Source organism: Mucilaginibacter sp. FW306-07-L (genome assembly GCF_058782065.1).
Genome location: NZ_JBYSXI010000001.1, coordinates 1306914 through 1329183, shown reverse-complemented (window position 1 = coordinate 1329183; position 22270 = coordinate 1306914). Strand labels below are relative to the sequence as shown.

At 42.9% G+C, this 22270-nt stretch carries 25 protein-coding genes; 16 read left to right on the top strand and 9 right to left on the bottom strand.

Annotated features, from left to right (window positions below):
* The first annotated feature begins 62 nt into the window (after nt 1–62).
* From AC3WJC_RS05975 to AC3WJC_RS05965, 3 genes are all read left to right on the top strand, one after another.
* Nucleotides 63–2333 (top strand): ATP-dependent helicase, encoded by a 2271-nt coding sequence (locus tag AC3WJC_RS05975; protein ID WP_492398157.1) that lies wholly within the window; start codon nt 63–65, stop codon nt 2331–2333.
* Between the two features lie 177 nt (nt 2334–2510).
* Nucleotides 2511–2861: a helix-turn-helix domain-containing protein gene (locus AC3WJC_RS05970; RefSeq protein ID WP_492398156.1), complete on the top strand. Its 351-nt coding sequence runs from the start codon at nt 2511–2513 to the stop codon at nt 2859–2861.
* A 195-nt stretch (nt 2862–3056) separates the two neighbouring features.
* Nucleotides 3057–3341: a hypothetical protein gene (locus tag AC3WJC_RS05965; RefSeq protein ID WP_492398155.1), complete on the top strand. Its 285-nt coding sequence runs from the start codon at nt 3057–3059 to the stop codon at nt 3339–3341.
* Here the strand turns inward: AC3WJC_RS05965 and AC3WJC_RS05960 are convergent, their stop codons facing one another.
* Nucleotides 3342–4781: a tetratricopeptide repeat protein gene (locus tag AC3WJC_RS05960; RefSeq protein WP_492398154.1), complete on the bottom strand. Its 1440-nt coding sequence runs from the start codon at nt 4779–4781 to the stop codon at nt 3342–3344.
* A 304-nt stretch (nt 4782–5085) separates the two neighbouring features.
* Between AC3WJC_RS05960 and AC3WJC_RS05955 the strand changes: the two genes are divergently transcribed.
* The 9 genes from AC3WJC_RS05955 (at nt 5086) to AC3WJC_RS05915 (ending at nt 8281) form a co-directional block, all read left to right on the top strand.
* A complete protein-coding gene (locus tag AC3WJC_RS05955; protein WP_492398153.1) occupies nt 5086–5238 on the top strand; it encodes a hypothetical protein in 153 nt (50 codons plus the stop codon).
* A 34-nt stretch (nt 5239–5272) separates the two neighbouring features.
* The gene (locus AC3WJC_RS05950) at nt 5273–5416 is read left to right on the top strand and encodes a hypothetical protein (RefSeq protein ID WP_492398152.1); all 144 of its coding nucleotides are present in this window, start codon (nt 5273–5275) and stop codon (nt 5414–5416) included.
* 38 nt (nt 5417–5454) lie between these two features.
* Nucleotides 5455–5592, top strand: a complete 138-nt coding sequence (locus tag AC3WJC_RS05945) for a hypothetical protein (protein ID WP_492398151.1) — start codon at nt 5455–5457, stop codon at nt 5590–5592.
* 66 nt (nt 5593–5658) lie between these two features.
* A complete protein-coding gene (locus AC3WJC_RS05940) occupies nt 5659–5847 on the top strand; it encodes a hypothetical protein (RefSeq protein WP_492398150.1) in 189 nt (62 codons plus the stop codon).
* Between the two features lie 58 nt (nt 5848–5905).
* Complete coding sequence (locus AC3WJC_RS05935; RefSeq protein WP_492398148.1) at nt 5906–6094, top strand: hypothetical protein; 189 nt, start codon at nt 5906–5908, stop codon at nt 6092–6094.
* A gap of 58 nt (nt 6095–6152) precedes the next feature.
* Complete coding sequence (locus AC3WJC_RS05930; RefSeq protein ID WP_492398149.1) at nt 6153–6338, top strand: hypothetical protein; 186 nt, start codon at nt 6153–6155, stop codon at nt 6336–6338.
* Between the two features lie 57 nt (nt 6339–6395).
* On the top strand, nt 6396–6584 hold the full coding sequence (locus tag AC3WJC_RS05925; RefSeq protein ID WP_492398148.1) for a hypothetical protein: 189 nt from the start codon (nt 6396–6398) through the stop codon (nt 6582–6584).
* A gap of 31 nt (nt 6585–6615) precedes the next feature.
* The gene (locus AC3WJC_RS05920; protein WP_492398147.1) at nt 6616–6786 is read left to right on the top strand and encodes a hypothetical protein; all 171 of its coding nucleotides are present in this window, start codon (nt 6616–6618) and stop codon (nt 6784–6786) included.
* A gap of 124 nt (nt 6787–6910) precedes the next feature.
* A complete protein-coding gene (locus AC3WJC_RS05915; RefSeq protein ID WP_492398146.1) occupies nt 6911–8281 on the top strand; it encodes a dipeptidase in 1371 nt (456 codons plus the stop codon).
* A gap of 40 nt (nt 8282–8321) precedes the next feature.
* Here AC3WJC_RS05915 and AC3WJC_RS05910 read toward each other — a convergent pair whose 3' ends face one another.
* Complete coding sequence (locus tag AC3WJC_RS05910) at nt 8322–9380, bottom strand: mandelate racemase/muconate lactonizing enzyme family protein (RefSeq protein ID WP_492398988.1); 1059 nt, start codon at nt 9378–9380, stop codon at nt 8322–8324.
* A gap of 241 nt (nt 9381–9621) precedes the next feature.
* On the opposite strand from AC3WJC_RS05910, the gene AC3WJC_RS05905 reads away from it, so the two are divergent.
* From AC3WJC_RS05905 to AC3WJC_RS05890, 4 genes are all read left to right on the top strand, one after another.
* Nucleotides 9622–10353 (top strand): DUF4290 domain-containing protein, encoded by a 732-nt coding sequence (locus AC3WJC_RS05905; protein WP_492398145.1) that lies wholly within the window; start codon nt 9622–9624, stop codon nt 10351–10353.
* Nucleotides 10354–10455: 102 nt separating this feature from the next.
* Complete coding sequence (gene murA, locus AC3WJC_RS05900; RefSeq protein ID WP_492398144.1) at nt 10456–11763, top strand: UDP-N-acetylglucosamine 1-carboxyvinyltransferase; 1308 nt, start codon at nt 10456–10458, stop codon at nt 11761–11763.
* Nucleotides 11764–11910: 147 nt separating this feature from the next.
* Nucleotides 11911–13467, top strand: coding sequence for an ArnT family glycosyltransferase (locus tag AC3WJC_RS05895; RefSeq protein ID WP_492398143.1), 1557 nt, complete (start codon nt 11911–11913; stop codon nt 13465–13467).
* Nucleotides 13464–13841 carry a DMT family protein gene (locus AC3WJC_RS05890; RefSeq protein WP_492398142.1) on the top strand — a complete coding sequence of 126 codons (378 nt, stop codon included), beginning with the start codon at nt 13464–13466 and terminating at the stop codon, nt 13839–13841. Before AC3WJC_RS05895 ends, AC3WJC_RS05890 begins: the two co-directional genes overlap by 4 nt.
* A gap of 131 nt (nt 13842–13972) precedes the next feature.
* Here the strand turns inward: AC3WJC_RS05890 and AC3WJC_RS05885 are convergent, their stop codons facing one another.
* From AC3WJC_RS05885 to AC3WJC_RS05855, 7 genes are all read right to left on the bottom strand, one after another.
* Nucleotides 13973–15334, bottom strand: a complete 1362-nt coding sequence (locus AC3WJC_RS05885; RefSeq protein WP_492398141.1) for a pyridoxal-phosphate dependent enzyme — start codon at nt 15332–15334, stop codon at nt 13973–13975.
* Nucleotides 15335–15552: 218 nt separating this feature from the next.
* Nucleotides 15553–16416, bottom strand: coding sequence for an AMP nucleosidase (locus tag AC3WJC_RS05880; protein WP_492398140.1), 864 nt, complete (start codon nt 16414–16416; stop codon nt 15553–15555).
* Between the two features lie 189 nt (nt 16417–16605).
* Nucleotides 16606–17844 (bottom strand): ATP-dependent Clp protease ATP-binding subunit ClpX, encoded by a 1239-nt coding sequence (gene clpX / locus AC3WJC_RS05875; RefSeq protein WP_492398139.1) that lies wholly within the window; start codon nt 17842–17844, stop codon nt 16606–16608.
* A gap of 105 nt (nt 17845–17949) precedes the next feature.
* Nucleotides 17950–18657: an ATP-dependent Clp endopeptidase proteolytic subunit ClpP gene (clpP, locus tag AC3WJC_RS05870; RefSeq protein ID WP_492398138.1), complete on the bottom strand. Its 708-nt coding sequence runs from the start codon at nt 18655–18657 to the stop codon at nt 17950–17952.
* A 249-nt stretch (nt 18658–18906) separates the two neighbouring features.
* A complete protein-coding gene (gene tig, locus AC3WJC_RS05865; protein WP_492398137.1) occupies nt 18907–20256 on the bottom strand; it encodes a trigger factor in 1350 nt (449 codons plus the stop codon).
* An 82-nt stretch (nt 20257–20338) separates the two neighbouring features.
* Nucleotides 20339–21328 carry a c-type cytochrome gene (locus AC3WJC_RS05860; RefSeq protein WP_492398136.1) on the bottom strand — a complete coding sequence of 330 codons (990 nt, stop codon included), beginning with the start codon at nt 21326–21328 and terminating at the stop codon, nt 20339–20341.
* Nucleotides 21329–21476: 148 nt separating this feature from the next.
* On the bottom strand, nt 21477–22193 hold the full coding sequence (locus AC3WJC_RS05855) for a head GIN domain-containing protein (RefSeq protein WP_492398135.1): 717 nt from the start codon (nt 22191–22193) through the stop codon (nt 21477–21479).
* Nucleotides 22194–22270 lie beyond the last annotated feature (77 nt).

Sequence of the window (22270 nt, the reverse complement as noted above, 5' to 3'; positions counted from 1 at the left end):
AGCTCCTTTCAGCTTTCGGCTTAAAACCCTAATTTCGCCCTGATAAATAAAGAGGGATAGCATTGAATTTTTTAGAGGGATTAAACAGGGAGCAGCGTGCCGCAGTTGAACAAACCGAGGGCCCGGTGATGATAATTGCAGGTGCCGGCTCAGGCAAAACCAGGGTAATTACCTTCAGGGTAGCGCACCTGATAAATAAAGGTGTTGATGGTTTTAATATATTGGTGTTAACATTTACCAACAAGGCCGCTAAAGAGATGCGAGAGCGTATCAACAAACTGGTTGGGCCCGACGCTAAAAACATCTGGATGGGTACCTTCCACTCGGTGTTTGCCAAAATTTTACGTGTTGAGGCGGATAAAATTGGCTACCCTAATAACTTCACCATTTACGATACCGATGATAGCAAGAGCGTATTGCGGGCCATTTTAAAAGAAATGAACCTGGATGATAAGCTGTACAATGCCAACTTTGTATACAACCGCATATCAGCAGCAAAAAACAACCTGGTATCGTGGGGAGATTACCAGCAGAACGCACAGATCCAGGCTGATGACTTTAGCAGCGGCCGCGGCCACCTGGGCAAGGTGTATGAAAATTATGCTAAACGATGTTTCCGTGCCGGAGCAATGGATTTTGATGATTTACTTTTCAAGACCAATGAATTGCTGCGCGACCACCCGGACGTGCTGAACAAGTATCAGCATAAATTTAAGTACCTGATGGTGGATGAGTATCAGGATACCAACTTTTCGCAATACCTGATCGTGAAAAAACTGGCCGCCGTTAACGAGAACCTGTGTGTGGTAGGTGATGACGCGCAGAGTATCTACGCTTTTCGTGGTGCCAACATCCAAAACATCCTCAACTTTGAAAAGGATTACCCGGACCTGAAAGTATTTAAGTTGGAGCAAAATTACCGATCTACACAAAATATAGTAAATGTTGCCAACAGCATAATTGCCAACAACAAGGAGCAATTAAAGAAAAACGTATTCTCCGAGAAAGAAACAGGCGACAAAATTAAGGTGATACGCGCGTTCAGCGATAATGAGGAAGGTAAGATCATAGCTGAAGAAATTATGCAGCACCGTAGCACCAACGGCCTTAAATGGAATGACTTTGCCATACTTTACCGCACCAACGCCCAGTCGCGCTCGATGGAGGAAGGTTTACGCAAGCTCAACATTCCGTATAAGATATATGGCGGACTGTCATTCTATCAGCGTAAGGAGATCAAAGATCTGATCGCTTATTTCAGGCTTACCTTTAACCCGAACGATGAGGAGGCGCTGAAAAGGGTGATCAACTACCCTAAGCGCGGCATTGGCGATACCACGGTTGATAAGATCATCCTGGCGGCCGATCAAAACCAGATCACGCCGTGGGAAGTCATCCTCGCTCCTGGCAAGTACATCGACAAAAGCCCGGCATCGCTGCCCAACTTTGCTACCATGATACAAAGCTTCCAGGTGATCGCCAAAAATCAACTGGCTTATGATGCCGCCCTGCACATCGCCCAGCATTCGGGCGTTTTGAAGGATTTGTATGAGGATAAATCCGTTGAGGGGCTTAACCGTTACGAAAATATCCAGGAGTTGCTGAATGGTATCAAGGAGTTTCAGGAACGGGAGGATATTGAAGAGCGCGGGCTTGATGTGTTTATGCAGGATGTAGCCCTGCTTACCAATGATGATAATGATAAGAATAAGGATGCTGATACGGTATCGCTCATGACCATACACTCCTCCAAGGGGCTTGAGTTTCGTAACGTGCATGTGGTAGGTTTAGAAGAAAACCTGTTCCCATCGCAAATGTCGCTTAACTCACGCAGTGATCTGGAAGAGGAACGCCGCCTGTTTTATGTGGCCATTACCCGTGCCGAGCATAAACTAACCATAAGCTACGCTACATCCCGTTTTAAATTCGGCACGCTGATCAATTGCGAGCCGAGCCGTTTTCTGGATGAAATAGACGCGAAATTTTTGGAGTTGGATTTCACGGCCAAACCCGCGCCATCATCAGGCTCGTTTAATAACGAGCGTTCGGCCTGGAGCCGCGGCGAAAGTTATTCCAAACCAAAAGCGGCAGCATCCGCCCCGGTTAAAACCACATCGGTACTGGCTAAGGCGCATGTACCCTCGCCTGACTTTAAACCCTCGGACACATCAAACCTGCAGGTTGGCATGCAAGTAGAGCACGAGCGGTTTGGCTTTGGAAAAGTGATTAGTTTAGACGGCAATAAGCCCGACATTAAGGCCACAATATTTTTTAAAGAGGTAGGGCAAAAACAACTTTTATTAAAATTCGCAAAACTATACGTTTTAAGTTAAAGGAAATATTATCTCAGAATTACCTTTTTTGTGGAAAATTCTCTACAATTGGGGAATATAGTTTAAAAACATAATTGCATTTGAGTTAAGCCAAGCTATTTTTGTGTACTGGCATTGTGTTTGAAATACAATTATAAATAACCCTTTCCCCTGTTAACTATTGAGATATATTTAGGTATGAGCGAGAAAAAGAAAACAAACAAGTCAATCGGTAAAAATATCCGAATATTACGTCATCAGCGTGGCTGGAGCCAGGAAGACGTAGCCAACCGCTTAGGTATATCTATTCCCGCTTTTTCAAAAATTGAAACCGGCGTTACGGATATTAACCTTTCGCGCCTTGAACAAATTGCTAACATTTTTGAGGTTGCCGTTGTATATTTGCTCGCCAGTGATATTGAGGAGGCTGAGCCGGAACCATCAAACCTGAGCGTAGCCCAGAAAAAACTACTTGAACGCGAAACAGAGATAGCAACTTTACAGCGTAAGGTTATATTACTTTATGAAGAACTGCGCGCAAAAGCCTGATATTGTTCATAAATCCCTACAAAATGCCCTGTTTTTAAAATAAGCAGGGCATTTTGTTTTAATAAACAATTAAAATATATTCCGTTTTAAGCAATTTTAAACTTAAACAAACATTTAAAATTGTAAAATTTGTAATCGTTAGCTAATTAATGGTTTTGGTTTGAATGTTGTTAATTGACAATAAAAGCATTTACTATGTCAAACTATCTTATATCCATAGCTAATAACGAAACTGTTGCGAACGGTGTGATACATGACCCTGCCAGCAAGTTAAAGGTAAGAGTATTTGATGTACTGAAATCAAAGTTCAAACCCAGCAAGGGTGAGATGCGTTTTTTTGTTACCATAAATGATGAAGTGCTTGCCTTTGAAACCAGGGGTTACAAAAAACACCGCGAACTGCTTATCCTGCAAATGATTTCATGGTACTGTAGCTATTTGGGTTGGTTTGAAGCTCGTATTTACCCTAACTGGCCGTAATTAATCAAGCCCATCCTTTGACGGATTGTGCAGCATATCGCTCATCTCGATAATCTTGGTATCAATATCAGTAACGCATTTGTCCATCATCCTGATACATTCATTCTGATCTACTAAATTCTCCCGCTCCAGGTTTAACAAACCTTTTAATGTGGCTATAGGCCCGCGTATCTGGTGTGACAGGTACGACGAATATTCAGACAACTTACGGTTCTTAACCTGCAAATCTTTAGTACGCTCGTCTATTATTTCTTCCAGGTGATGGTTGATCCTGTCGAGATTATCCTTTTGTTTTGATACTTCTAAATTCAGGTCAGTTAACTGGGCGTTGGTTTTTGTTTTTCGCTTTACATTGCCTATCAGCAAGCCAATTACGGCCAGCAGCAATACCGCCACAATGGTAACTCCAAAAAAACGCTGCTTATCATAAGCCCGGCTTTGCAGTAACAAGGCGGTTTTACGCTCATTTTCGGCTTGCTCGAACTGCTTTTGTATCAGAGTTATCTTGGTTGATTCATTTGATTTATGCAGCGTGCTATCTTGCCTGTAAATATCCTGAAGATATATTAACGCCTTCTCATAGTTCTTCCGCTTAAACTCAAGCTGGTAATTGGTATATTCATAATCATAGATCAGCTTTTGGTCTTTAATGATATTGGAATAAGTTTTACCTTCCTCAACTATTTTTACAGCCTCATTAAATTTATCCTTGGCTATGTACAATGATGCCAGCGTCAGGTTTATACTGGCAACGGTTTGATTCAGATCATGCCGCTTGGCCGCCTGGTTAGCCTGCAACAGCAGCATTTCCGACTTTTCATAATCGTTCAGGTAAAAATAAATAACCCCTTTGTTTTGGATGCACTTAATAATGTTTACCGAATCCTTGAGTTCCGAAAAGATCAAACTGCTTCGGTTATAATAATCAAGTGCCTGATTAAAGCTTTTTTGCCGGTATTTAATGTTACCGATGTTAAGGTATAAGGATGCGATCAATTCCTGATCATTAAGCCGCTTGGCAATAACCAATGATTTGTTGAGATAGCTTAATGACTGGTCGTAATCGTTATCGCGAAACAGGTTACCAATGTTGTTGTAAACCTTGGCCTCGCTTTGCAGGTCATTGATCTTTTTAAAAAAATCAAGTGCTTTTAAATAATTATCGATGGATTTTTCGGCTTCGTTCAGGTAGTAATAGCCTATGCCTAATACACGATAAGACTCGCCCACCCCACGTGTATAATTGAGCTTTTTTGAGAGATCGAGCGCGCGGTTTGCATTAGCGAGCGTTTGTTCCGGGTCGGTTAATCGGCTGTCATACCCTTGTTTGTTGAACTTAATAACCTCATTGGTATCCTGCAGCATAACGGTTGAAGCCGGATAAGCTACAACGTTAAAGCCAAGAATAAACAGGATTAGGGGAAGAAGGTATTTATTCATTAACCATTAATAACGGGCACTGTTGCCGCAAGCTATAAAAATAACAATAAAACCCATGTTGAAAACTTTTTTTTAAAATTCTTTACTCTTAACGAAACATAGGTATATTTGCAACTGTTAAATAATTGACTAACAACACATTATATGATAAAATAATATTTAGGAAAATACATAGCCATATCAGCGGATTGTTTAATTTAAACATGACCGCGAGGTAAGCAAGTTGTTCATTTATTCTGGACCGAAAAAATGAAGATGTATTAACTTAAATATATCATTAACTATAGATTAATATATAAATTATATGAAAACTTTAATATTATTAATGGCAATTTTTTTAGTTATTGGTTCATTTACTTTAAATGCTAATACTAATATCGCATCAACAACCAAGCAAATTGATGCCCCTAACATTAAAATAAGCGGCTTTAAAAAAGATATAAGTGTAGCCGACTAATATTTTTAAATACAATATTCAATAATTAAGCGCTATGAAAAAGATCTTAATAATAGTTGCCATAGCAACTTTAGGTTCGGGTGTACTAACCTCTTGCAAAAAGGATAACAGGCTGCATATTGAAGCCCCTGTAAAAACACTTGCCGGGTTTAAAAAAGATGTTAGCGTAGCAGATTAAATTACTGATATACAAATAAATAATAATTAGATAACATCATGAAAAAGCTTGCATTAGCACTACTGATAGTAACTACAGCCGCCCTTGCATCATGCCAAAAAAAGCATGAAGCCAAACCCGAGGCTCCCGTTCATGTGCTGATGGGGTTTAGGAATGATATAAGCACGGCAGATTAAAAAATAATAATATTAATATATATTAAAATACAATAAAAACTTATAAACAATCAAGAAAATAATTATATGAAAAAGATATTTATAACAACAGCCCTGGCAATAGCCACATTATTTACTTCAGTATCAGCAAACACAAATAAAGCAGGCGATAAAAAAGACGTTTCTTTTGCTGATTACAAAGCCGGTGACAAGAAAGATGTAAGCTCTGCAGATGCTAAAGCAGGTGATAAAAAAGATGTTTCTTCTGCCGACTAATTACCGATCAACTACACATATCAACACAAAATTTAAATACCCCATAACACATAAAATAATGAAAAAATCAATCATAGCAACCGCATTAGTTCTTTCAACAATTTTTTCTTCAGTAGCCGCTACCAACCTGAAAGCCGGTGATAAAAAAGACGTTTCCTCTGCCGATTACAAGGCCGGTGACAAAAAAGATGTAAGCTCTGCCGACGCCAAAGCAGGTGATAAAAAAGATGTTTCTTCTGCCGACTAATTACTCTACCAACAAACACATAATCAACACAACATAATACTCCACAACATATAAAATCATGAAAAAGTCAATCATAGTAACCGCATTAGTTCTTTCAACCATTTTCTCATCAGTAGCCGCTACCAACCTGAAATCCGGTGATAAAAAAGACGTTTCTTCTGCCGATTACAAAGCCGGTGACAAGAAAGATGTAAGCTCTGCCGATGCCAAAGCAGGTGATAAAAAAGATGTTTCTGCCGACTAATTACCGATCAACTACACATATCAACACAAAATTTAAACACCCTATAACACATAAATAATGAAAAAATCAATCATAGCAACCGCATTAGTTCTTTCAACCATTTTCTCATCAGTAGCTGCTACCAACCTGAAAGCCGGTGATAAAAAAGACGTTTCCTCTGCCGATTACAAAGCCGGTGACAAGAAAGATGTAAGCTCTGCCGATGCTAAAGCAGGTGATAAAAAAGATGTTTCTTCTGCCGACTAATTAGTTCAGCGTCCCTTACTAAATATAGATTATGAAAAAATATATCATTGCTGCCGCCATCATCCTTACTTCGGGGATTACCGCATGGTCGTTCAACAAAAAAGCGGATATAACACACGAGCAAATTATCAGGATTGAAAAAGCGCCCTTGCATAAACAAGCCCCAGGTAATGCCATGCGCGATATTTCAACGGCCGACTGATTTGTTGTCCAATAATTATAAAAGAAACCTTTAGCTGATAACAGCGCGACGCGGTTCAGGCTAATTGAAAAACCACATGGTTTAAAAGCAACTTACACTATATTTGCTGCAAATACATTTATTTATGTCAGTCATAAAAAATTATGTTGCGCAGCATGAGCAGCGAATGCTTGATGAACTGTTTGATTTACTGCGCTACCCGTCTGTAAGCGCGGACCCAAAATACAAAGCCGACGTTTTAAAAACAGCCGAGTTTGTTGCAACAAAGCTGATTGAAGCCGGTGCCGAAAATGTAGAAGTATGCCAAACTGCCGGCTACCCTATTGTTTACGGTGAAAAAAATATTGATGCCACCAAACCAACCGTTTTGGTTTACGGGCATTACGATGTTCAACCGCCAGACCCGCTTGAACTGTGGGAGACTCCCCCGTTTGAGCCCACCATACGTGATGGTAAGATATTTGCCCGCGGTGCGTGTGATGACAAAGGCCAGTTTTACATGCATGTAAAAGCCTTTGAGCTAATGATGCAAACCAATACCCTGCCCTGCAACATCAAATTTATGATCGAGGGCGAGGAAGAAGTAGGTTCAGACAACCTGGGCGACTTTGTAAAACAAAACAAAAATAAGCTAAAGGCTGATGTGGTACTGATATCAGACACCGCCATGATCAGCATGGAGCACCCATCACTTGAAACCGGCCTGCGTGGCCTTTCCTATCTTGAGGTTGAAGTTACCGGTCCTAACCGCGATCTGCACTCCGGTGTTTACGGTGGCGCGGTTGCCAACCCGGCCACCATTCTGGCTAAAATGATTGCCTCTCTGCATGACGATAACAATCGCATAGCCATCCCCGGATTTTATGATGATGTAATAAACCTGAGCGATGCTGAACGCAATGCCCTGAACAGCGCGCCTTATAATGACGCTGAATACAAAGCCGACCTTGGCGTTAATGAGCTTTGGGGCGAAAACGGCTATTCTACCTTTGAGCGTACCGGCACCCGCCCTACCCTCGAGGTGAACGGCATTTGGGGTGGCTACATTGGCGAGGGTGCCAAAACCGTACTGCCATCAAAAGCAAGTGCCAAAATATCCATGCGTTTAGTGCCCAACCAGGGTTCGGCTAAAATAACCAAACTATTTACCGATCACTTTTTAAGCATAGCGCCGGCATCAGTAAAAGTAAAAGTAACCCCGCACCATGGTGGTGAACCCGTGGTAACCCCAACTGATAGCATAGCCTACAAGGCGGCACAACAAGCCATTGCCGAATCGTTCGGGAAAGAGCCGATACCAACCCGTGGCGGCGGCAGCATCCCAATAGTAGCTTTATTTGAGGCTGAATTGGGTATAAAAACCGTACTGATGGGCTTTGGACTGGATAGCGACAACCTCCATTCGCCGAATGAAAAATATGATATTGCCAACTATTTTAAAGGCATTGAAACCATACCCTTGTTTTACAAGCACTTTGCCGAATTGAGCAAATAGTAAAAATATACGTTATCCAAGGCTCCTTTCGGAGCTTTTTTTATTTCATCGTAAACCGCTCACAATCCGCCAAAAAGCTTTCATCCGCGTCAGCGCCTATGCCGGGTGTGTCATCTATCTTTAAAAAATAGCCGTCGTACTTTACACCACCTACGCATGGGTCGGCCAGGTGGCCCAGCATACAGGTGTCCATATCGTAAAATTTAATGTTGAGGCTTGCATAGGCAAAATGCAGTTTGGCACTCAACCCGATCCGGCTTTCGAGCATCCCGCCCATCATGCAGGGGATATTCCGTTCACCGGCAGTATCGTGGATCTTCTTTGCTTCCAGCATACCGCCTGATTTGGAGAATTTAATGTTGATGTAATGGCATGATCCGCTTTCTATTTGCCTGCGGGCATCATGATGGTTATAAACACTTTCATCAGCCATTATTTTTACCGGCGATAGGGTCATTAGTTCGGGCAGGCGGTCATCATACCAGGTACGCATAGGCTGCTCGCAAAACTCAATATCATACGGGGCGATATTGGTGAGCGCATAAACGGCATCGTCAAAACTCCAGCCCTGGTTGGCATCAACACGAATACGCATACTGCTGCCCACGGCGGTACGGATCTGCCTGATGCGCTCCACATCCGCAAGTGCATCCTTACCCAGCTTTACCTTTAATATACCAGCACCCGTTTCTTTAAAGTGCAAGGCTTTTCCGGCCATTACTTCCGGCGTATTGATGCCGATGGTGATATCCGTTTCAATATCCCGTACGGCTCCGCCTAAATATTGGTATAACGGCAGGCCCGCATGTTTAGCGGCAACATCAAACAAGGTCATATCAAACGCGCTTTTTATGGTGGTGTTACCGGCGGTATAGCTATGCAGTTGCTGTATACGTGCTTCTATATCAAGAGCATCCTCGCCTATCCATAATCGCGCAAAATCTTTTGCCATAACCAGGCAGGTGTCCTGCGTTTCGCCAACGATCATCGGGAAAGCAGAGCATTCGCCAACGCCATAAAAACCGGCATCAGTATGCACCCGTATAAATACGTTTTGCGCATGATGCATGGTGCCCGTGGCGATACTAAAAGGCTCCATAGGTATGCTGAAGCGGTAGATGTCTATCTTGCTGATCAGTAGCTGTTTTTTCAAGGTATTGACGTTTAACTGCTAAAATAAAGTAATATAATTCACACGCAAACAAACTTATTTGTACATTAACACAATTGCGTTATATTTGCGTTACTACAAGAGTAATTTTTTAATACAACTTGTCATTTAGTCCGGCTGACGCTGCTTAGCGCTACGGACAATTTAAATTTTCATTTTATTATAATACATGGCTTATACCACTCTGCCTGCCGGGTTTGATTATAACTCAACAAGGAATAAACTTATTTTGACCGAATATGGCCGTAACGTGCAAAACATGGTCAAATATATATGCAATCTTGACAGTAAAGAAGAACGTAACCGCTACGCACAAGTGGTTATTGATTTGATGGGATTTTTAAACCCACACTTACGCGATGTTGCCGACTTTAAGCATAAACTCTGGGATCACCTGCACATTATATCCGACTATAAGATTGATGTTGACGCGCCGTATCCAAAGCCTACGCCCGAATCGGTACATATTAAACCACAGCCGCTAAACTATCCTAATCAGCGTATACGCGCCAAGCACTATGGCAAAACCATTGAGCTGATGATAGAGCGCGCCAAAGCCATCGAAGAGCCTGAGCGCAGGCGACACATGGTACAATCAATAGCCAACTTTATGAAAATGGCTTACGTACAGTGGAACAAGGATTCAGTATCTGACGAGATCATCCTGGCAGATCTGGCCAGCATGTCTCGCGGAGAACTAAAGCTTGATGATAACATTAACCTGAACAAGGTTGAGTACCGCACCCAACCGGTTAACAACCAAAACGCGCGCGGTAAAACCAACAACCAAAACAACCGTGGCCGCAGTAACAACAATGGCGGCGGTGGCGGCGGCCCGCGTAGCAATAACAACAACCAAAATAACCGCGGCCGTAATAATGGCGGCGCACGCAAATATTAAGCGTTAAAAATTTCAGTCTTTTATTATTTTTGACCCGAAAAACATTTTAGGGATGGGCAAGGTATTAACCTTGCCATATCTTTTTATTACCAACACTAATTTATGAAGAACGCATTTGAAATAATTGGCGGCAAAAAACTTAAAGGCGAAATTGTACCACAAGGCGCTAAAAACGAGTCGCTGCAAATACTTTCGGCCGTACTTTTAACGGAAGAAAAGATCACGATAAGCAACATCCCCAATATTGTTGATGTTAACAAGCTGATAGAATTATTGGGCGATATGGGTGTTAGCATTGAGCGCTTGTCGGCTGATACGTATACGTTTGAGGCTAAAAATATCGATCAGGATTTCTTTCAGTCCGATGCATTTAAAGCCAAAGGCGGCAGTCTTCGCGGCTCGATCATGATCGTGGGGCCATTACTGGCTCGCTTTGGCAAAGCAGCCATCCCGAAACCGGGTGGCGATAAAATTGGCCGCCGCCGTTTAGATACCCACTTTCTGGGTTTTGAAAAGCTGGGTGCCCGTTTTAATTACGATACCACCGAAGAGTTTTACAACGTTGACGCGTCAAACCTGCAGGGCACTTACATACTGCTTGATGAGGCATCAGTAACCGGCACAGCCAATATCGTTATGGCGGCCGTGTTGGCCAAAGGCACTACCACAATTTACAACGCCGCTTGTGAGCCTTACCTGCAACAGCTTTGCAAAATGCTTAACCGCATGGGTGCCAAAATCAGCGGCATCGGCTCAAACCTGCTTACTATTGAAGGGGTTGAACGCCTTGGCGGTACAGAGCACCGTATGCTGCCTGATATGATCGAGATCGGCTCATTCATCGGCCTTGCCGCCATGACTGGTTCTGAGATCACTATTAAGGATGTACACTATAAAGAGCTGGGTATTATACCCGAAGTATTTAAACGTTTAGGCATCAAGCTGGAACTTCGCGGTGATGATATTTTTATCCCCGAGCAGGATCATTATGAAATAGATACCTTTATTGATGGCTCCATATTAACCGTATCTGATGCGCCCTGGCCGGGCTTTACGCCTGACCTGCTGAGCATTGTACTGGTTGTAGCCACACAAGCCAAAGGTTCAGTACTTATCCACCAAAAAATGTTCGAGAGCCGTTTGTTCTTTGTGGATAAACTGCTGGATATGGGTGCTAACATTATTCTTTGCGATCCGCACCGCGCTACTGTTATCGGTTTAGATAAACGTATTCAACTGCGTGGTATTTCCATGACCTCGCCTGACATTCGTGCCGGTGTATCATTACTGATCGCCGCTTTATCAGCAAAAGGTAAATCAACCATTTATAACATTGAACAAATTGAGCGTGGTTACCAGCACATTGACGAAAGGCTGATTGCCTTAGGTGCCGATATAAAGCGCATATAATAACCGCAGTTTTTATTGCAAGGGGCTGAGCTGTTGATTTAAGGGATGATGAATATTTATCCCGGTAGTCAATAAAGCTCAGCCTTAATTTTTAGTAAAATATTAAACTTAAATATTAACTTTATCAAACCAGTTTTTTAACCAAGAATGATCTACAGGAATAAGCGGGCCGAATACCATCGTTTTGTGATGATATTTGTGCTTGTTAAGGTAGTACTTAACCTGATTGCTATCTCAAACTTCGGCTTTCACCGTGATGAATTGCTTCACCTGGCCCTGGCCGATCACCTGGATTGGGGCTTTAAGGAAGTACCGCCGTTTATAGCCGTGCTTGCCAAAATATCGCTAAACCTATTTGGCGATTCGGTATTCGCGTCGCGCCTGTTCACAACCATAGCCAGCGGCATCATTATCTGGCTAACCGGCATGATCACCATTGAACTGGGAGGCCGTAAATTCGCCATTGCCATTGCCTGCCTTTCCATGATATTTGCCCCGGCATTTGCTGCCAGCGGATACCTGTTTCAGCCCGTAGTGTTTGATCAGCTTTGGTGGGTGCTGGCAACCTGGTGCATGGTGAGGTATGTTAACACTTCTTCGGTATTATTTTTATATGGCTTTGGTGTAACTACCGGCGTTGGTATGCTCACTAAATATACCATGGCCTTTTTCGCTATCGCGCTGGTAATTTCGGTATTGATCAGCAAACAGCGCCGTGTGCTTTTTACAAAACACACTATAGGCGCAGGCCTTGTAGCTTTTATAATATTTTTACCTAACCTGATATGGCAATGGCAGCACCACTTCCCGGTGTTAAACCACATGGCCGAACTGCGCGAAACCCAGTTGGAATACGTTAAAGCCGGAGATTTTATTGTGCAGCAGCTTATGGTTAACGGCATAGCGCTTCTTGTCTGGCTGATCGGGTTTGTATTTCTTTTAGTATCGTTCAGGCTGCGTAAGTACCAGTTTCTGGCTTTTGCCTACATCATCATATTTTTGTTTTTACTACAGATGAATGGCAAAAATTATTACCTGTTTGGTGCCTACCCCATGCTTTTTGCCGCCGGTGGATGCGGGTTTGACCGTTTGTTTAAAACAGCAGGCAAGCCGTTACGCGCGGCCGCCATTGTAATAGTTACCCTACCAAACGTATTGTTGCTGCCCATGGTGCTGCCCTTGCTCCCTTTGCCGCAAACCGTGACAGCTATCAGATATACTCAAAACATGATGCCTGCCCTTGATTTTATTACCCGGTGGGAAGATCAGCGGCAACATGCCACCACGCAGGATTATGCCGACATGCTTGGCTGGGATGAGATGGCCGCACTAACAGCAAAAGCCTACCATGGCCTGAACGAGCAAGCAAAGGCACAAACCCGCATATTTGCCGAAAATTATGGCCAGGCTGGTGCCATCAGTGTATTCGGCAAAAGGCTTAACCTGCCGCCGGTAGTATCTCTAAGTAGCAGCTTTTCGCTTTGGGCACCGGATAGCCTGGTACCTAAATACCTGATCTATATTGCGGAGGACGAGGAAGGCGTAAAAGAATTACAGCCGTATATTGACCGTTATGTTAAGATAGGTACCATCAGCAATCCGCTTGCGCGCGAAAAAGGTTCGGGAGTTTATATACTATATAATCCGCTCCCATCGTTAAATGTACGCTATCAAAAAGAACTTGCCGAACTTAGAAAAAAATGAACCTACGGGCACTGCAAACCATCATCTTCCTGGTTATATCAAACACCTTTATGACGTTTGCCTGGTACGGGCATTTAAAGTTTAAAGATTATAGCTGGGGTAAAAACCTTGGCCTCATAGCCATCATCCTCATCAGTTGGGGACTGGCATTTTTTGAATATGTTTTCCAGGTACCTGCCAACCGCATCGGCTTTAAAGATGATGGCGGCCCGTTCAGCCTGGTGCAATTAAAGGTAATTCAGGAAGCTATCACGCTTACCATCTTCATGATATTTACCACCATCTTTTTTAAAACCGAAAAACTCGCCTGGAACCACCTTGTCGGCTTTCTGCTGATCGTGCTGGCGGTTTATGTGATATTTAAGAAATGGTGATTGGAAATAAAGTCTAAAAGACCAAAGCAAAAAGCTCCTCTCTTTTTTCGTAGAGAGTTAAACAGTGAATTTCTTCATTCAAAACTAATATCTCAACTCCGCAATCACCTTTCCGCAATCCGCCTTTTCCCCTATGCTGATATCGCATTAATAATATCGTATTGTGTAATGATCTCGGCATTGCCGCGTTCGTCTGTCACTAAAACGGCAATATTATCTTTATTGATCATGGAAGAAATACGGTCAATAGACGTATTCAGATCAACATAAGGGAACGGTGCCGTGGTGATATTTTTTACCGGTTGCGATTTAAGGCTTGGGCTTTCGAGCAGCGCATCCAGGATATCACTCTCTGTTACCTTACCGATGATGTTGCCGTGCTGGGTAACGGGTATTTGTGAGATATTAAGGGTTTTAATGGTGTTGATGGCTTCGATAACGGTTTTCTCGTGATCGATGGTAATGATCTCGGCACTTTCCTTTTTGCTGATAATATCGCGGGCGGTCAGTTTATCATCCTTCAGGAAGCCGCGGTCGCGCAGCCAGTCGTCATTGTACATTTTACCCATGTAGCGTGAGCCATGGTCAGGGAAGATCACCACAACCACATCACCCGCTTTAAACTTGTCCTTCATTTGCAGCACACCCGCCACTGCCGAACCTGTTGAGTTACCGGCGAATATGCCTTCCTTACGGGCAATCTCGCGGGTCATCAGCGCGGCATCCTTATCAGTTACTTTTTCAAAGTGGTCTATCAGGCTAAAGTCGACATTCTGCGGTAAAAAGTCTTCGCCAATGCCTTCGGTTATGTAAGGATAAATCTCGTTCTTATCAAAAACACCGGTTTCTTTATATTTTTTAAATACCGAGCCATAGGTATCAATACCCAATACCTGTATGTCCGGATTCTTCTCTTTAAGGTAACGCGCCGTGCCCGATATGGTACCACCCGTACCTACGCCTATCACCAGGTGCGTTATCTTGCCCTCGGTTTGCTCCCATATTTCAGGACCGGTTTGCTCGTAATGTGCCTGCGAGTTCGACAGGTTATCATACTGGTTAGGCTTCCATGAGTTAGGCACCTCCCGCTCCAGGCGAGATGATACGGAGTAGTATGAACGCGGGTCTTCCGGATCAACGTTGGTAGGACAAACAATAACCTCGGCTCCAAAGGCACGCAGGGCATCAAACTTTTCCTTTGATTGTTTATCAGTACTGGTAAAAATACATTTGTAGCCTTTTATAACAGCGGCAATGGCCAGCCCCATACCTGTATTGCCCGATGTACCTTCAATAATAGTTCCGCCGGGTTTTAGCTTCCCGCTTTGCTCGGCATCCTCAATCATTTTAAGCGCCATCCTATCCTTTATGGAATTACCCGGATTGGTAGTTTCAATTTTGGCTAACACGGTAGCCGGTATATCTTTTACAATTTTATTGAGTTTAACCAGCGGCGTATTACCAATAGTTTCGAGTATGTTGTTATACCACATATAGGCGCTTTAATTTGTATAGCAAAGCTATAGATTTTATCAGATTAACCCTTAAAAAAGATAAACCTAATAAAGCAACATTAAAAGCTGCTGTTTGATTGGCAAATTAAACAAAATTATGCCTGACGGGGAATACATCATCTACCATCATCTGGCAGGATGTATTTCCGGGCATTATACGCTTAACCAGCCATATGACTGGTTAAAGTAAAGCGGTATTAAAACCGCAGGTGCTTAACGGTTAGGCCGTTATTGATAAGCTGTTTGAGTGATTCAATACCTACTTTCAGGTGGGTTTCAACGTAACCCTCCGTAACTTTCGAGTCGCTTTCGCTGGTTTTAACGCCTTCAGGGATCATTGGCTGGTCAGACACTAATAGTAATGCGCCGGTAGGTATCTTATTGGCAAAGCCCGTTACAAACACGGTAGCGGTTTCCATATCAACAGCCATAGCGCGCAGTTTTTTAAGGTATAGCTTAAACTCCTTATCGTGCTCCCAAACCCGGCGGTTGGTGGTGTAGCAGGTGCCTGTCCAATAATCGAGTGACATATCACGGATAGTGGTTGATATAGCCTTTTGCAGCGCGAAGGATGGCAAGGCCGGTACTTCGGCAGGCATGTAATCGTCTGATGTTCCTTCGCCTCTGATGGCGGCTATAGGCAATATCAGGTCGCCAACATTGTTCTTCTTTTTAAGGCCACCGCATTTCCCTAAAAATATTACCGCCTTTGGTTTGATGGCTGTAAGCAGATCCATCACCGTTGCAGCAACGGAACTACCCATGCCAAAATTGATAATGGTAATGTTACCGGCGGTTACGCTTTGCATCGGCTTATCCAGACCCATTACCGGTGCATCATCATTCCATTGCGAAAACAGTTGAATGTACTTTGAAAAATTAGTCAGGATAATATACTGGCCAAACTGGTCAAGCGGCCGGCCGGTGTAGCGCGGTAACCAGTTGGCTACAATAGCATCCTTGGTTTTTAAACCCCGGCGTACAGGGCTTTCCACCTCTTTTACTTTTTTCGCTTTTTCTACAATCTCTTCATCTTTTTTTACTACAGTTTCTTCATTCATATATATTTCTCCTTTTTATTATTTTTGATTACACCCTATTGGTTTGGATTTCATTGATATTAGTTGTGATTTTACTGATGTTACTGATAATATCGATTTACCAAACTACCGGATACAACAAACCCCGGCATTGCACCAGGGTTCGTGTTTATTTTCAATAAAGATAGCGCTTGTGCTATTGGGTTATTGTTAAGCTACTTTTAACTTTTTGAGGTCTGATTTTTCAAACTTCTCACGGGCATAATCCAATGTTACGTTCAGTTCTTTTACATCCTTACGGGATGGAAATTCAAACATCGCGTCTATCATTATCGCTTCGCAGATGGAACGAAGCCCCCTGGCTCCTAACTTAAATTCCATTGCTTTATCTACTATAAAATCAAGTACATCCTCATCAAACTCAAGCTTTACACCTTCGTACTCAAACAATTTTTTGTACTGTTTAAGCAAAGAATTTTTAGGCTCGGTCAGGATGTTGTGCAGCGCCTCACGATCCAACGGGTTAAGGTAAGTTAACACCGGTAAACGGCCGATCAACTCCGGTATCAAACCGAATGATTTAAGATCCTGCGGGGTGATGTACTTGTAGAGATTTTTAAGATCAACCTCGCCATCCTCGTTATTAAACTTGTAACCTACAGTTTGCGTGCGCAACCTGCCGGCTATTTTACGTTCAATACCATCAAACGCGCCACCGCATATAAATAAAATATTGCTCGTGTTTACGGTGATCATCTTCTGATCCGGATGCTTACGACCGCCTTGTGGTGGTACGTTAACCATGGTGCCTTCCAGTATCTTTAACAGCGCCTGTTGTACACCCTCGCCGGATACATCGCGGGTTATGGATGCATTATCGCTTTTGCGGGCTATCTTGTCTACCTCGTCAATGTACACTATGCCACGCTCAGCAGCGGCTACATCATAATCAGCAGCCTGTAATAAGCGGGTTAATATACTTTCAACATCCTCACCTACATAACCTGCTTCCGTTAATACGGTAGCATCGCAAATGCTGAACGGAACGTTTAAAACCTTGGCAAGTGTTTTGGCTAATAAAGTTTTACCGGTACCGGTTTCACCAACCATAATGATGTTTGATTTTTCAATCTCAACCTCATCCTTATCAATACGCTGGTTAAGGCGTTTGTAATGGTTGTATACGGCTACCGAAAGTATTTTCTTAGCATCATCCTGACCTATGATATACTGATCGAGGTGTGTTTTGATTTCACCCGGTTTTAAAATAGATGGTGTTGATGGCGACGTTTTAACTTTACGAACCTTTAATTCTTCAGCTAATATCTCGTTAGCCTGGTTAACGCACTTATCGCAAATATGCGCGTCTAAACCGGCTATCAGCATCAGGCTATCCTGTTTACCTGCACCACAAAACGAACATCTGATCTCCTTGCTGTTTTTAGTCATTGCTTTTGCTTTGATTAAATTGGATAAAATTACTAAATTATTTTATCACTTACAATACTATACGCCCCATTGCGCTTTTAGTTTGAGCAATAGGGCGTTTTTGTATTATTTTTTAGGATTATTCCCTCTTAAAATCTCGTCAACCATACCAAATTCTTTGGCTTCTTCGGCAATCATCCAGTGGTCACGGTCTGATGCTTCCCAAACTTTTTCATAAGGTGCACCGCTGTGGTCGGCAATGATCTGGTAAAGCTCTTTCTTCAGTTTGGTGATCTCATGGTAAGTGATCTCGATATCAGATTGCTGGCCTTGCGCCCCGCCTGATGGCTGGTGGATCATTACCCTTGAGTGTGGCAACGCCGCACGTTTACCTTTGGTACCGGCACATAACAATACCGCGCCCATTGAAGCAGCCATACCTGTACAGATGGTAGCCACATCATTTGAGATGAACTGCATGGTATCATAAATACCTAAACCCGCGTAAACCGAACCACCCGGCGAGTTGATATAGATCTGTATATCGCGTTTGCTGTCTGCTGATTGCAAAAACAGCAATTGCGCCTGGATGATGTTGGCAATGCTGTCATAAATAGCATCACCTAAAAAGATGATACGGTCCATCATCAAACGTGAGAATACATCCATCTGCGCTACGTTTAGCTGGCGCTCCTCAATAATGTATGGAGTCATGCCCATCGGCAGGTTTGCCCTGTCAACATTTGACATGAATTTATCTACGTGTAAGCTGTTAATGCGATGGTGCTTTACAGCATATTTTCTGAACTCATTTCTGTCGATATTACTGCTCATTGTATTTATTGTGTTTTAGATTGGGCATTGTTGCCCGTGTTAAATATATACTTTTTACTTGAATACTATTTTGCGTGTAAGGTTTTCAAAAAGTAAAATTATATGGTAGTACTTACAGCAAAGCAGGACTGACCGGCAATATTCGCCTTTTCGCTTTTACCTTTTCACTCTCAGCTCATAACCCCATAAACACCAAAAGCAACCTTATTAAAGTTGCTTTTGGTGAATTTTATGTGGAAAGCTTTTTGCTTAGTTTACCATTTTGGTAAACTCGTTGTAAGCGATGTCCTTTTTATCAAGCGTGATAACGCTCTTAATGTAATCAAATACTTTAAGGGCTTTAACTTCTTCAAAAATACGGTTAGCGTTTTCCTTGTTTTGCAGGTACTGTACTGTGTACTGGCCTAATTGCTCCTCTGTTAAAGGTTGCGGGCTGTACATCCTGAATTGCGCGTCCAAACGTTGTTTAGCTGCCTCAAAAACCTCATCGTATTTAATTTCGATGTTGTTTTCAACAATGATCTTGTTAGCTATCAGCGTCCATTTCAGGTTTTTAGCAAACTCGGCATAACCTTCTTCAAGCTCCTGATCGCTCAATTTCTCGTTAGTAGCTTTTAACCAGCGTTTTAAAAACTCATCAGGTAAAGTAAAGTTAACTTTGCCGGTAGCGTAGTTGTATATCTCGTCCTGCAGTTTGCGGTCGCTGTCCTGCTGCATCATTGTTTCAAGCTCTTCAGTAATCTTAGCTTTAAACTCTTCCTCAGTAGTAACGGTACCTTCACCAAATAATTTATCAAAGAACTCCTGGTTCAGATCGCTTTCCTCTAAACGGTTAACGTTTTTAACCGTAAGGCGGAAGTTTGATTTAAGGTCGGCAGCGGTTTCTTCGTCAATTTTTAACAAACCGGCAATCTTTGCTGCGTCGTTATCGTATGCTTTCTGAATATCAAACTCAACGGTATCATCCTTTTTTAAACCGATCAATGAAGCTTTGATGGCCTCATCCTTAACCTGGTCTAAACGTACTGATACAGTTTCGTTAATGCCACCTTCAAAAACAGAGCCATCCGGAGAAAGCTGCTCTAATTGCGAGTAAAGCACATCATCATCTGCCGATACGTCAGGATTTGTCATTTTGCCATAGCTGCGGCGAATGTTTTTGCTGCGTGATGCCAGTGTTTCTTCATCAACCTTGATCACATATTGCGTAAGCTGATCTTTTGAAGTAAACTCCAGCTCAAACTCAGGTGCTAAACCTATTTCGTAGTTAAACTCAAAAGTTTCGGCAAAATCCCAGTTAAATTCTTTGCTGTCATCCATTTTTGGCAGCGGCTGGCCTAAAATATTAAGCTTTTGCTCGTCAATGTAATTGTTCAGCGTATCTGATAACAGGTTGTTGATCTCATCAACCAAAATGCTTTTGCCATACATTTTTTTAATGTGGCCTGCAGGTACCATACCCGGACGGAAACCCGGAAGCTTGGCTTTTTTAGCATGGTCTTTAATGGCCTTATCAACACGCGGCGTATAATCCTCCGGTGTAAGGTTAATAGTAAGAACGGTGTTCAGGTTGTCAACTTTTTCCTGTGTAATATTCATCTTCTGCGAATGTTTAATTATTAACAGGTACGGGGTTGCCGTACCTGATTTTGAGGCGCAAAAGTATAAATTTTATTTTAATTTATTTAGCAGCAATTGCATTGGGCTGAAATTTTACTACAGCGTTTTTCACCGGCTTAACCTTTTTAAGGTAGGCATACATAGCCTCAAGGTCGGCAGTTTTAAGGTTGCCGTACTTCCACCAGGGCATAATGGTTTGAAATTCGCCCGGTTTAATGGCCGATGGTTGTATGCTGCCATCAGCAAACTGTTTAAAGCGGGCCACAAATTGCTCCCTGGTCCAGTTACCTATGCCGGTAGCCTTATCGGGCGTTATATTTGCTGATTTGAGTACGGCACCCGGTAAATTAAATACCCTTCCGCCTGCAAATTCAAGCCCGGCTATTACAACGCCTTTATCATCCTGGCTATGGCAATCGCGGCAGGCGGCGGTTTGCACCAGGTATTCACCGTATTTAAGCGTATCAGTCTCCGGCGGGCGCTTACCCAGGGTAGCGGGCTGCGGCATGGTGTTCACAATAAAATTCAGCGGAAAATCAAGCTGATGGGCCGGATAGTTTTTTCCGCCCGGCTTTAGCGTACGCAAGTAAGCGATTATAGCGTACACATCCTCCCTATCCATTTTTGAGTAATACTGCCACGGCATGATCGGGAATATAGCTGAACCCTGTTTGGTTACGCCGGTTGTAATAGCGCGAAATATTTCGCCATCCGTCCAGCTTTTTAAATTAAGCGGGGTGATGTTGGGCACATATACCAACCCCGGAAAGCCCACATTTTTATCAAACTTATCGCCGCCTGCACCAATCAGGTTAGTATCTATCGGCCCGGCAAATTTTGAAAAATCGCGCGTTGAATGGCAATCTACACAAACCGCGACATGGTTGGCCAGGTATTTACCGCGTTCAATACGCTGCGGGGTAAGTTCAACCCTTATTTTTTCAGGATCGCCCACATCGGGCAGCGCGAATTTGACGTAGGATAGCCCGGAAATAACTATCACTACAGCCAAAAGCAGGATAATGACTATCCATTTGATTAACTTTTTCATTGTGTGGTTTTGGTTGGTTGTTATAAATATAACTACTTAAACGCAAGTACCATCACAAATGCTACAAATCCCAATAAAATTTTAACAGTCAGCCACCTAACAAAAAAACCCGCCTGTTTAGGGCGGGTTTAAGTATAAGGGTTATGAGTTAGTCTATCTTTTTTATGGTTGACGAGCCTGTCTCCTTCTTATCAATCGCACTTGGGTTGCCGCGGTATTCAACTGATGACGCGCCGGTTGTTTTAACGCTTAGTGATTTAAGCACATTTACCTTGTAATCGCCGGCGCCGGTTGTTTCAATAGTATAGCTGCCTACCACAAAATCCAGCGCGTCAACCTTACCGCTGCCTTTAAGGCTCACGGTGTTTGATGCCGCCTGGCCTTTCAGCTTTATTTCGGTTGCCCCGCTGCCTTCCAGGCGCACGTTGGCCGCGCTCAGGTCAAGATCGGTACGGCCCGCGCCAGAAAGGTCAATGTTCAGGTCCTTAACATTCAGCTTACCATCGCTGTTAAATGCTACCGCGCCCGAGCCCTTTAACTCGTCCAGGTTTTTAACACCAATGATCAGCTTGGCATCATCGCTGCCACATATATTGCGCGTGTTTGATATTTTAAGGATATTACCGCTTACCTCAGTTTCAACAAACTCAATCAGGTTATCATCAATGCTTATGTTCACATTAAGCGAACTATCCTGTTTTAAAATGATCTTAAAACCTCCGCTTACATCAATTTTTGTAAAATCGGTTACCTTACGATTATCGGTTATTACAGTGCCCGAACCTTTTTTGCATTTTGTTTTGCATGATGAAAAGGATAAGGTTGCCGCGGCGGCAATAGCGAGTGTATATACTATAGTTTTCATGATCGGGTTGTTAGTTTTAGGGTTCGACGTTGATTGCAAGCGTGAAGTTACACTTTAAATTAGAAAAGCCATCATTT